The sequence below is a fragment of the Stenotrophomonas sp. TWI587 genome (assembly GCF_039674145.1).
In the GTDB taxonomy this organism is placed as follows: domain Bacteria; phylum Pseudomonadota; class Gammaproteobacteria; order Xanthomonadales; family Xanthomonadaceae; genus Stenotrophomonas; species Stenotrophomonas maltophilia_AY.
This window is the reverse complement of the sequence record NZ_JBDJMW010000005.1, coordinates 294,751-303,152: the sequence shown is the minus strand read 5'-3', so window position 1 is coordinate 303,152 and position 8,402 is coordinate 294,751. Positions and strand designations below refer to the sequence as shown.

General features: G+C 64.6%; 19 protein-coding genes. 1 reads left to right on the top strand and 18 read right to left on the bottom strand.

The genetic code is table 11. From position 1 onward, the window contains the following. Position 1 precedes the first annotated feature (1 nt). From ABE464_RS10815 to ABE464_RS10730, 18 genes are all read right to left on the bottom strand, one after another. Positions 2-382: a hypothetical protein gene (locus ABE464_RS10815; RefSeq protein ID WP_261997052.1), complete on the bottom strand. Its 381-nt coding sequence runs from the start codon at positions 380-382 to the stop codon at positions 2-4. A gap of 75 nt (positions 383-457) precedes the next feature. Continuing rightward, positions 458-721 (bottom strand): HNH endonuclease signature motif containing protein, encoded by a 264-nt coding sequence (locus ABE464_RS10810; RefSeq protein WP_346472018.1) that lies wholly within the window; start codon positions 719-721, stop codon positions 458-460. 122 nt (positions 722-843) lie between these two features. Continuing rightward, positions 844-1,101 carry a hypothetical protein gene (locus ABE464_RS10805; RefSeq protein WP_346471936.1) on the bottom strand — a complete coding sequence of 86 codons (258 nt, stop codon included), beginning with the start codon at positions 1,099-1,101 and terminating at the stop codon, positions 844-846. After that, the gene (locus ABE464_RS10800; RefSeq protein WP_346471934.1) at positions 1,101-1,433 is read right to left on the bottom strand and encodes a DUF1064 domain-containing protein; all 333 of its coding nucleotides are present in this window, start codon (positions 1,431-1,433) and stop codon (positions 1,101-1,103) included. Before ABE464_RS10800 ends, ABE464_RS10805 begins: the two co-directional genes overlap by 1 nt. Positions 1,434-1,453: 20 nt before the next feature. Beyond that, on the bottom strand, positions 1,454-1,744 hold the full coding sequence (locus ABE464_RS10795) for a hypothetical protein (RefSeq protein ID WP_346471933.1): 291 nt from the start codon (positions 1,742-1,744) through the stop codon (positions 1,454-1,456). 15 nt (positions 1,745-1,759) lie between these two features. After that, complete coding sequence (locus ABE464_RS10790; RefSeq protein WP_346471932.1) at positions 1,760-2,155, bottom strand: hypothetical protein; 396 nt, start codon at positions 2,153-2,155, stop codon at positions 1,760-1,762. 110 nt (positions 2,156-2,265) lie between these two features. Next, positions 2,266-2,769 (bottom strand): lysozyme, encoded by a 504-nt coding sequence (locus ABE464_RS10785; RefSeq protein WP_346471931.1) that lies wholly within the window; start codon positions 2,767-2,769, stop codon positions 2,266-2,268. 32 nt (positions 2,770-2,801) lie between these two features. Beyond that, positions 2,802-3,005, bottom strand: a complete 204-nt coding sequence (locus ABE464_RS10780) for a hypothetical protein (protein WP_346471930.1) — start codon at positions 3,003-3,005, stop codon at positions 2,802-2,804. Between the two features lie 172 nt (positions 3,006-3,177). Next, positions 3,178-3,381, bottom strand: coding sequence for a hypothetical protein (locus ABE464_RS10775; protein WP_346471929.1), 204 nt, complete (start codon positions 3,379-3,381; stop codon positions 3,178-3,180). Positions 3,382-3,507: 126 nt separating this feature from the next. Then, the gene (locus tag ABE464_RS10770; RefSeq protein ID WP_346471928.1) at positions 3,508-4,284 is read right to left on the bottom strand and encodes a hypothetical protein; all 777 of its coding nucleotides are present in this window, start codon (positions 4,282-4,284) and stop codon (positions 3,508-3,510) included. Beyond that, the gene (locus ABE464_RS10765; protein WP_346471927.1) at positions 4,277-4,543 is read right to left on the bottom strand and encodes a hypothetical protein; all 267 of its coding nucleotides are present in this window, start codon (positions 4,541-4,543) and stop codon (positions 4,277-4,279) included. Before ABE464_RS10765 ends, ABE464_RS10770 begins: the two co-directional genes overlap by 8 nt. After that, complete coding sequence (locus tag ABE464_RS10760; RefSeq protein WP_346471926.1) at positions 4,540-5,040, bottom strand: hypothetical protein; 501 nt, start codon at positions 5,038-5,040, stop codon at positions 4,540-4,542. Before ABE464_RS10760 ends, ABE464_RS10765 begins: the two co-directional genes overlap by 4 nt. Beyond that, complete coding sequence (locus ABE464_RS10755; RefSeq protein ID WP_346471925.1) at positions 5,037-5,405, bottom strand: Ref family recombination enhancement nuclease; 369 nt, start codon at positions 5,403-5,405, stop codon at positions 5,037-5,039. Before ABE464_RS10755 ends, ABE464_RS10760 begins: the two co-directional genes overlap by 4 nt. Further along, a complete protein-coding gene (locus tag ABE464_RS10750; RefSeq protein ID WP_346471924.1) occupies positions 5,405-5,656 on the bottom strand; it encodes a hypothetical protein in 252 nt (83 codons plus the stop codon). The genes ABE464_RS10755 and ABE464_RS10750 overlap by 1 nt, the downstream gene beginning before the upstream one ends. Continuing rightward, on the bottom strand, positions 5,656-6,288 hold the full coding sequence (locus tag ABE464_RS10745; RefSeq protein WP_346471923.1) for a hypothetical protein: 633 nt from the start codon (positions 6,286-6,288) through the stop codon (positions 5,656-5,658). Before ABE464_RS10745 ends, ABE464_RS10750 begins: the two co-directional genes overlap by 1 nt. Then, positions 6,233-7,096: a helix-turn-helix domain-containing protein gene (locus ABE464_RS10740; RefSeq protein ID WP_346471922.1), complete on the bottom strand. Its 864-nt coding sequence runs from the start codon at positions 7,094-7,096 to the stop codon at positions 6,233-6,235. The genes ABE464_RS10745 and ABE464_RS10740 overlap by 56 nt, the downstream gene beginning before the upstream one ends. A 3-nt stretch (positions 7,097-7,099) precedes the next feature. Next, positions 7,100-7,411 carry a winged helix-turn-helix domain-containing protein gene (locus ABE464_RS10735; RefSeq protein WP_346471921.1) on the bottom strand — a complete coding sequence of 104 codons (312 nt, stop codon included), beginning with the start codon at positions 7,409-7,411 and terminating at the stop codon, positions 7,100-7,102. Continuing rightward, positions 7,408-7,989: a hypothetical protein gene (locus ABE464_RS10730; RefSeq protein WP_346471920.1), complete on the bottom strand. Its 582-nt coding sequence runs from the start codon at positions 7,987-7,989 to the stop codon at positions 7,408-7,410. Before ABE464_RS10730 ends, ABE464_RS10735 begins: the two co-directional genes overlap by 4 nt. Positions 7,990-8,111: 122 nt before the next feature. On the opposite strand from ABE464_RS10730, the gene ABE464_RS10725 reads away from it, so the two are divergent. Then, positions 8,112-8,375 carry a hypothetical protein gene (locus ABE464_RS10725; RefSeq protein ID WP_346471919.1) on the top strand — a complete coding sequence of 88 codons (264 nt, stop codon included), beginning with the start codon at positions 8,112-8,114 and terminating at the stop codon, positions 8,373-8,375. The last annotated feature ends 27 nt before the right edge of the window (positions 8,376-8,402 follow it).

Below are 8,402 nucleotides of genomic sequence, written 5' to 3'. Positions count from 1 at the left end.
ATCAGAACTCGTCGAATGGATTGCCCTCCCGGGGCTTCTCGGTCCCGAGCTTCTGGCGATCCGCCGGCGTGAGGCCGAGCCGCGCCAGGCAGCCGATCAGGTGCGAGTACTTGGCCGCCTTGAAGTCGGCGCGGTTGGCGCGGAACTCAGCAAGCAGCGACGCGGCCACCTCCATGACGAACCGGTCGGCGCTGGTCAGCACCCCTGGCAGCGAGCACTTGTCCAGTTCCTTCCAGACGTCGACCACGTCGTCGGGCAGGTGCCCCGGCGGCTTGCCGAGTGCCTTGCCCGTGGTCGGGGCGACCTTCTTGTAGCGCTGGGGGTTCTTTTTCTCGGCCCCTTTTAGCTTGGCCAGCTCGGCCGGCTGCTTGTGCCTCGCCATCGGGGCCAACCTCGAAATTCAAATTCTGTGGAAATGCCACCAAAAGAGGGGGCGCGTATCGCGAGGCGTTCAGCCTCAACTTTCACCCTCCCCCCTCCCTTGGCGACCTCCGCCGTGGAACGCGTCACGCCCGTTGGGGTTCCACGCGGGCCGCCCGAACCCGCCGTTCTCGCGCGCAGTCTTCGCGCTGTGGCAGGGCCTGCAGAGGGACTGGTGGTTGCCCGTGTCGTTGTTGGCGTCGTCGCCGTCGATGTGGTCAACGTCTGTAGCCGCCCTGACCCTGCCCAATGCGGCGCAGTGTCGGCACAGCGGCTCCCGCGCCAGGTGGGCGGCCCGCATCTTTCGCCATGCTGCCGAATTGGTCGGCAACGCCCGGCGGGTCTGTCGCCGCCTCACCTGCCGAGCGTCTTCCTTGTAGGGCTTCCAGCCGGTCGGCCGGTGCTGGGCGGGCCTGGTCGGCATCAGTACGGGTTTCCGTCCATGTCGGTACGCTGCGGCTCGGGCGCGGCGTCTCCTTCAGACACCGGCACGCCGACTTCCTCGCCCAGCAACAGCACGACCGACTGCGCGAGCAGACCGATATGTTCAGCCTGCTGAGCGATTTGGCGCCCCTGCTCCACGATAGTGGCCTGCTGCTGAGCGTTCTGCCGTCCCTGCTCCACGATTGTGGCGTGCTGCTGCTCGGCCAACGACAGCAGGCGATCTATGCGCTCGTCCATCAGAACTCCTCGACGGCCCAGCCGCCTCCATCGCGCTTCGGCTTTACCCGGACCGCAATGAAGCGCATGGGGTAAAGCGCGGCAGCCATCTTGATCTTGACCCTGGCATCGTCCATCCAGAAGCCTTTGACCTCGTGCAGCTCCATCACGCCATCAGCGGCTAGCACCGCAAAGTCGGGCGTGTAGAACATGCCGTCAGCCAGGCGCAGCTTGATGCCCTCGAACTTGTGCCACTGGATCTCACCGGCGGCCTCTAGCTGGCGTAGCCGCTCCGCGTAGGCGGCCTCGGTCTTGTTCATCTGGCCGACCTTGAGCCGGCCAAGCGCCAACATGGCCTTGCCCTGCCCCGCCATCAGCGCGGGCTGCGGCGGCGGACCTGGGCCTTGGCCTTCTTGCTCTTGGGTAGCGGAGGCAGGCGGTCCTGCACTTCGATCAGCACCCCATTGATCGCGGCCAGCTGGCTGGTGAGCGAACTGATCTGCGAGCCGGCAGCGGAATCGACATCCTCGCCGTGCGCCTTGACCGCGGCGAGCTCGCTGCGCAGGGCCTCACCTTCCACCTCGAGGGTGCGCAGGCGCTGTGCAAGCCGCTGGGAGAGAGTCGGCCACAGGGTGACGCCGAGTAACTTGATGGTTCGGGACATGGTGATCTCCAAGGATCAGGGGCGCTTGGCGCCATTGATGGCCGCCTCGACGGCCCGGTATCGGTCTACGGTTTCGTCCCGCTCGGACTGGGCGAGTTCGCAGGCCCGTACAATTCCAGCCGCACCGAGCCGGCGTAGTCGGTCTTGTTCTGCAGCCGCTGCGGCAGCGGCGGCACCGTCGGCCAGGCGGTCGGTTTCGCAACTGGCCCAGTGGCCGCGCAGCCGGCCAAGCTCACCATCGCGGCCAGCAACAGCAGCCGCGATGCGCTCTTGATAGTCAGCATTGATCTTTTCCTCTCGCACGTTGGCGGTATCTCCCGCCTGCTGGACGCCTACCACCTGGACGCGATCGACTGACCGCGCCACCTGCTCCCCAGCCAAGGCCTCCCGTCCGTCGGCAACCTCGGCCATGGCAGCACTGAGAGCCGCGCGATCGCCGCGCCATGACCAGCCTGCCGCGAACGACAGCAAACAGCACACGAGCCATGCGATCAGTAGGCCAACGAGCACTTGGCCCCGGCTCACGGGGTAAGCTCGGCAACGCACTTGGCGTGCCGCTCCAGCTGCCGATCCCACACTCCCCAGCACACCTTGTTGGGCTTGCCGTTGATCAGCGTCGAGCAGTCGTATCCGCCGGCGCGCTTCCACAGCAAAAGGGCGTCACAGGCGGCACGGTAGTTGCCCGCCAGCAGCTGGCGCCGCATAGACGACGTCTGCCAGTTTCCTGGCCCGTACTGGTACGTGAAGTCCAGATAGAGGTCGTACTCATCCTGCGTGAGGTACACGCCAGGGAGCGAGGCGCGGAATCGCTTTTCCTCGCCGGCGATGTGCGCCTGAGCCGTGTGCAGGGCGCGATCAGGGGTGATTCGATCACCGAGCCGCACCGGCGTCCCGTCAGCGTGGAAGGTCGATCCGAAGCCGACGGTGGGGCGGTCGTTCTTGGTGGGGATGACGGCCGTATCGGTGTAGCCCTCCCTCGATACGATCGCGACCAAGCCGGCCGCGCTCAGGACCAGAAGCGCCACCAGCGACCGACCTGGCGCGCCACCGGGCCCGCTCATGCCTTCGCCTTGGCAGCCTGCCGCCACTCGCGGACCCAGCGCCAAACCAGATAGGTGATCTGGCCGACCAGGTACACGACAGTCAGGATCACGACCAGACGGTCGAGGTTGACGCCGCCGGCGACGGCCCCGGCCACCGCGACCGGCGGGGTGACCTTTGCCGCAGCACTGGCCGCGGTGCTGATGATTTCGTCCCGCATGGTTGCCCCGTGGATTGTCCGGTTCGGCATATCGCCCCTCCCGGTTTGGTCAATAGGTGCCCGCCCCGCTGCCGGCTTGGCGCGAGGGTTAATCCGGTCTGGGAAGCGGGCAAAGAAAAAGCCCCGTCATTGCTGGCGGGGCTGGTTTAAGGCTGCAACTGAGCGGGAACTACTAGTCGCCGTTGGATTTGTTCACTTGGAACGCCAACGAGTGCCGCTGCTGATCCGCATCTTGGGGGGTATCGAACACGAACACGGTCTTCTCGCCGTCGTGCCACACCACCTCGAAGAGGCCTACCCCATTGGGGCGAGATAACACCTCCCCGATTTTTAAAACAAATCGAGGGTTATAGAACACGCCATTGTGCTCGAACACGCAAAGCTCCTTTTGACTGCTCGGAGCCTTGATCGTAGCACTCACAAAAAGCCCCGGCTGTGGCCGGGGCTTGCGTCTGGATAGTGGCAAGAATGCCCGCGTTTCCGATGACCCTTCAAGTCATCGCTATGCAGCGCGCGAAAGCGCCTGACCGAACTGCCGCGCAGCTTCGTTCTCTGCGGCTCGCATCTGGATGAGCATCCACTCGTACACTGGCTGCCAGAACCTGCTGTATGCCGAGCAGTCGGCCCCGATGGCTGTTGCGCGCTTCCGGCCGCTCAGTTGCTCCAGGCCACTCCCCTCGCATGCTTCGCACTCCACGACGCCGGTGCCCTCTGGCGCAGCCTGTGTGCGCAATCCCTCGCATCGCTTGCAGCAGCCGGCAGCGGCCATTTCACCGATCACCGCCACCGCCAGTCCGCCAAGCTGCTCCATGGTGCTGATGGGCCAACACAGCGCGCGCGTGGCCTCCAGCTTTGCCTCAGCGCGCGCGAACTCCCGGCGCTGCATGTCCGTAACCGCATTGCCCGCCCAGCCCATACAGGTTTTGGCAATGCCGTATTCCGTCCGCGCCAGGCTCAGCATCTGCTGGTGTCGGTTGTACTCTGGCGCGACCAGCGCGATCACTGCCTTTCGCAGATGGTCGATGCGACGGGCCGCACTCTCTGGCCACCAAAGGGCCTCTAGCAGTTCACGACCGAGGCCCGCCGGCACCATTCCCAACGCCGCGGCAATATCCTGCGTGGTCAGATCCGGCGTGCCGCCACGGCCGGTGTCGAGCTTCACGGTTGTTGGCCCCATCCTGCTGGACAGCAGCTCACGTACATTCCCCATGGCCTTTCCCCTTGTGCTCTCGTTGATTGAACTCACCGCCCTGACCAGTTCCAGCACGCGCTCAGCCAACAAGCACCTCCGGGCGGGCGGCGATCATTGCGGCATAGCGGCGGTGCATCGCTTCACTGGTGAAAGACTTCACCAGGTGAATCTCCTGCAGCATTGCCTCGGTTGGCTCCACTGGCACTAGCACGTAGCCATCGGGCGGTGTGAGGGCGGCGGCAGCCTTGCGCAGCAATCGCGGCAGCTCGTTCTCGCCAAGCAGCTCATACACCACCGCGTTCTTTTCGAGCTGCTGGACCAGCGCCCTCTTCTCGATGTCGCTCATGCCGCACATTCCATCTGCTCCCAGTGCGTCGGCAGGCGCTGCACCCGGCCGCCGCGCGCCAGGAATTGCTCAATCGTCTCCACCTGCGGCGTTGCCTTCACCGCGGTCGGCGCCGGGGTGTTCGCTGCCTGCATCGCCACACGTGCAGCGCGCGACCGCTTGGGAGCTGCTACGGCATGCTGTTGCGGACGGCGGCGCGACCTGGCGCGGCCCGCATCCCTCTCGCGCTGGCGCTCTTTCCGCTCAGCATCGGTCAGCACCACTCGTGGCATCCCCTGCCCCGTCAGCTCGTACACAGGGCCAATCTTGGTCTCTGTGCGCGCAATGAATCCCGCGCCCACGCAGTACCGCACGGCATCTCGGACGGCTCTGCGCTGGTCAATCGTTTCCGCTGCACATCCTTCGCAAATCGCCACCATCGTCCAGGGCGCATCGATCACGTTCGCGGTCAGCCAAGCGCGCACGGCAGCCGGGGTCGGATTGGTTTTGCTGGTCATGCTGCCTGCCTCTGTTCGTTGATGAAGGTCTGTTGCTCAATCAGCTCGTCGTCACTGCCATACGTTTCGTGGAAGGTGCGCGAGCCGTCCATCAGGCTCGGTCCCCACGTTTCCCGCATCTCGGCGAAGGTCTTGCCCTGCATCGGATGGCGGCGGTGGTGCCACACGCACAGGGCGTACCCGAATGCGTGCCCACGGCGCTTGTTCCCGCTCTTGGCGTGGTTGTAGTCGCAGCCGTAGACCACTTGGCTGCCCGACAGCAGGCGCATGGCGGCCAACACAAGGCAGGCCATGCACGGTCCCACCTTGGCTGCCTCGATGCGCGCGCCCTCCGCGGCAGTCGGCGGCGGTGCTTTCGACCACATCAGCGCGCGCCTCCCGTGGAACGGGCGCGGCGGCGCGGCGGCCGGGCCAATTGGCGCGCCTCAGCCTCAAGTCGCTTGGCTTCGGCCATGTAGTGCTCGTGGCGCTCTTTTCGGATGGCCGCGCTGAACTGAAATTGCTTCAACGCCTCGTCAGCAGACTCGCGGTGGGCCTTGGCCAGCTTCCTGAGCGCCGGCGCCTGCAGGCGTGGGTCGTGGTCGAATATGTCCAGCTGGCTGTTGTCCGAGCGCATCAGGCGGCCAGCCCTTCCCCATCGAACCCGAGATCCGCCGCAGCGCGCGCCATGGCTGCGCGTGCTGCATCGCGGTCACGCACCGGGTTCACGACCGGCTGCACCAGCGGTAGGGCCAAGGCGGGTTCAGGCACCGGCTTACCGTCGACCACATGCCGCACGGCGCGCTCGTAAGCGTCCTGCAGCATGCGGCTCTGCTGATACCCATCCTCGGCGGCGGCGTAGACGTGAAGGTCCAGCAGAGACCGAACCAGCACAGTGAAACCGGTTTGAGGGCGGCCAAGCCGCATTTCCTGCTGCACCTGGGGCAACGCCGGCACGTCAAAACACATGGCGCGGAAGCGCGGTGGGTTCGGCGGCCAGTCCAGGGCGTCCCGCATGCAGGCGGACAGGCCGGCGGCCAGCTTCTTCGGACTCAGACCGGTAATGCCCTGCAACCAGACTTCGCCGGCCGTGGTCAGTGCCCCAGATTGCGCCACCGGTGCCGCACCGTTCGCACGCGCCCACTTGCCCGGGAACATTGCCGCCATTCGCTCCCACAGGGTCCACAGCGCAGACATTGCCCGCGCGTCGGACTCACCGGACGACGGTGAATTCACCGTCAACAATTCCTGCGCCGCCAGCGTGGCCACCGCCTCCCTGCTCTCGCTCGTACTGCTGGCGGAGCTGGGTGACGTGGTCGGCAGAACCTGGGTGAGCGATTGCATGGTTGGCTCCAGCGTTTCGGTGGTTGGTCGGGGTGTCACGGACAAGCCAAGCGGCTTCAAAGCCCTGCCAATTGCGGTTGCAGCACTTCGTCAGGCAGTCATCGACGGAGAAACCCATCTGCGCGGCAAGATGTAGCTCGGTGCCGAAGCTGGCCAGCACGGTCGGCGTGACCGGAGCGCGGCGCTGGCGGCGGAGGTGGAGCCAGTCACCCAGGACCTGGGTAGAGGGCGGGTTGGGCCAAGTCGAGAAATCGAGATCCACCGCGACCACAGGCGGCGCGCTTGCGCGCTTCTTTGCTTTTGGTGGGTCTACTGATGGATCTATGGTGGTTAGGGTGACACCCGTGTCACCCGTCGCGGTTTCATTTGTCACCCGTCTCTTACCCGTGGTGTCACCCCTCTCCGCCGGATTTGTCACGGGTGACAATTTGTCATCCGTCGCGCCGACATACCCACGGAGGATCGCCGGGGCATTCAATTGGTACTGGCGCGTCATCCCTGGCTTCCCGCCCATGGAATTACCCACCACCGAAAGCCAGCCGGCTTCGATCAAGGTGTGCAGTACTCGCTTGGCGTTGCGCTCACTCATCGATGCGCGAACCGCCACCTTCCCCACCGATGGAAAGAGGCTTGCGCCCTCATCGTTTGCCCAGTCGCACATGGCCAGCAGCACCAGCTTCGGGGATGCAGGCAGGTCAATCTTCCATGCGGCGGTCATCAGGGAAATGCTCATGGATCAAACCGCCAGGGTGTAGTTGTCGCCTTGGGCCACTGGCCACCAGGTGCAAACGGTGATGTTGCTGATAGGGCACACGGTCTTGGCGCCGCGGAATGCTCGACCCTCCTTCATCAGATCCGGGAGCCTGCGGGCAACCATGTGCCGGTCTAGGCCAGTGGCGCGAGCCAGCTGCATACTGGTCATGCCCGGATAGCGCTTCACAGCGGCCTCGGTGCGATCTTTCTGCGCGGCGTGGCGGCCACTCCGGACAATGCTGACGGCAGCCTCATGGCTGCCGCCGGAATCCGTAGCGCGGGCCAAGGCGCTCATGCGAGCTGCTCCAAGCCCATCGCGCGGATCACGGCCTTGCGGAAAGTCAAGGCACTGATGACCAAGTCAGTCGATTCATTGATGATCTTCTGACCGTGCGGACGATCCTTCTCATCGATGACGCCGTCGGCAACCGCCGGGCTGATTGCGGCACATAGGTCGCCAAAATCCTTCATCAGCTGCCCAACTCCAACCGTATCGGCGGCCGTATCAATGGCATCCATCCGGATCGGCATCAGCCCTCGTCGACGTGCCAGCTCCCGCTCGCAATTGCTCAAGTACGGCTCCTGGAGGCTCATTACCCACGCGTCTTCGAGGTTTGCTGGCAGGGTCTTCACGACGCCATCCAAGTACCTCCCCAAGATTTGGCCGTTATGCTTTTTGTCCGCGTCACCGTCGCCACCTCGCGTGATCCGGAATGGCACTTCACGGTCGTCTTCGGCCACCAACCGCAGATAGAGATCGGCAACAGACATGGCAAACGACCGCCTGTTGGTGCCTGTGTCGCGCAGCATCTGCTGGGTAAAGCCGTAGATGACATCCTGACGCTTGGGCAGGAAATGGGTCGCGTGCTTCATGACGGGGTCTCGGATTGGCCCCACACTGGCGGCCATGGACAAATTGAACTCAGGGATCGAGGGTGCCGCCCTCCTTGCGCTACGCTGGTCGTGCCAACAACACAGCCCACAAGGAGGGCGACATGGAAAAGGAACAGTTCGAGCTGATCGCAACGAACATCGGCGCGCTAACAGCGCGCACGTGTGTCAACGAATTTGTGCTGGCGTCACTTCTTGCGTCTCACCCAAACCCAACAGGAGCTCTGGAGTTCTGGAATCGGCACCTTGCGGAAGCCTCAGATCGAGGGTTCGAAAGTTCAGGGCTTCCGGCGTTCCCAGCTGTTCTTCAGGAGCAACTGGCCCACTGGTCAAAGGCACTTGCTGCGGCGGTCGCTCGAGAGAGCTGATTAGCTGTGAGTGCAGTGCGCGGCTAC

Bases quoted from the DNA above. Each gene is read 5' to 3' on its own strand.
- ABE464_RS10730 (WP_346471920.1), bottom strand. From the start codon at position 7,989: ATGAAGCACGCGACCCATTTCCTGCCCAAGCGTCAGGATGTCATCTAC.
- ABE464_RS10760 (WP_346471926.1), bottom strand. From the start codon at position 5,040: ATGACCAGCAAAACCAATCCGACCCCGGCTGCCGTGCGCGCTTGGCTG.
- ABE464_RS10790 (WP_346471932.1), bottom strand. From the start codon at position 2,155: ATGGCCGAGGTTGCCGACGGACGGGAGGCCTTGGCTGGGGAGCAGGTG.
- ABE464_RS10765 (WP_346471927.1), bottom strand. From the start codon at position 4,543: ATGAGCGACATCGAGAAGAGGGCGCTGGTCCAGCAGCTCGAAAAGAAC.
- ABE464_RS10800 (WP_346471934.1), bottom strand. From the start codon at position 1,433: ATGTTGGCGCTTGGCCGGCTCAAGGTCGGCCAGATGAACAAGACCGAG.
- ABE464_RS10805 (WP_346471936.1), bottom strand. From the start codon at position 1,101: ATGGACGAGCGCATAGATCGCCTGCTGTCGTTGGCCGAGCAGCAGCAC.
- ABE464_RS10815 (WP_261997052.1), bottom strand. From the start codon at position 382: ATGGCGAGGCACAAGCAGCCGGCCGAGCTGGCCAAGCTAAAAGGGGCC.
- ABE464_RS10795 (WP_346471933.1), bottom strand. From the start codon at position 1,744: ATGTCCCGAACCATCAAGTTACTCGGCGTCACCCTGTGGCCGACTCTC.
- ABE464_RS10740 (WP_346471922.1), bottom strand. From the start codon at position 7,096: ATGAGCATTTCCCTGATGACCGCCGCATGGAAGATTGACCTGCCTGCA.
- ABE464_RS10755 (WP_346471925.1), bottom strand. From the start codon at position 5,405: ATGTGGTCGAAAGCACCGCCGCCGACTGCCGCGGAGGGCGCGCGCATC.
- ABE464_RS10780 (WP_346471930.1), bottom strand. From the start codon at position 3,005: ATGCGGGACGAAATCATCAGCACCGCGGCCAGTGCTGCGGCAAAGGTC.
- ABE464_RS10750 (WP_346471924.1), bottom strand. From the start codon at position 5,656: ATGCGCTCGGACAACAGCCAGCTGGACATATTCGACCACGACCCACGC.
- ABE464_RS10725 (WP_346471919.1), top strand. From the start codon at position 8,112: ATGGAAAAGGAACAGTTCGAGCTGATCGCAACGAACATCGGCGCGCTA.
- ABE464_RS10810 (WP_346472018.1), bottom strand. From the start codon at position 721: ATGCGGGCCGCCCACCTGGCGCGGGAGCCGCTGTGCCGACACTGCGCC.
- ABE464_RS10735 (WP_346471921.1), bottom strand. From the start codon at position 7,411: ATGAGCGCCTTGGCCCGCGCTACGGATTCCGGCGGCAGCCATGAGGCT.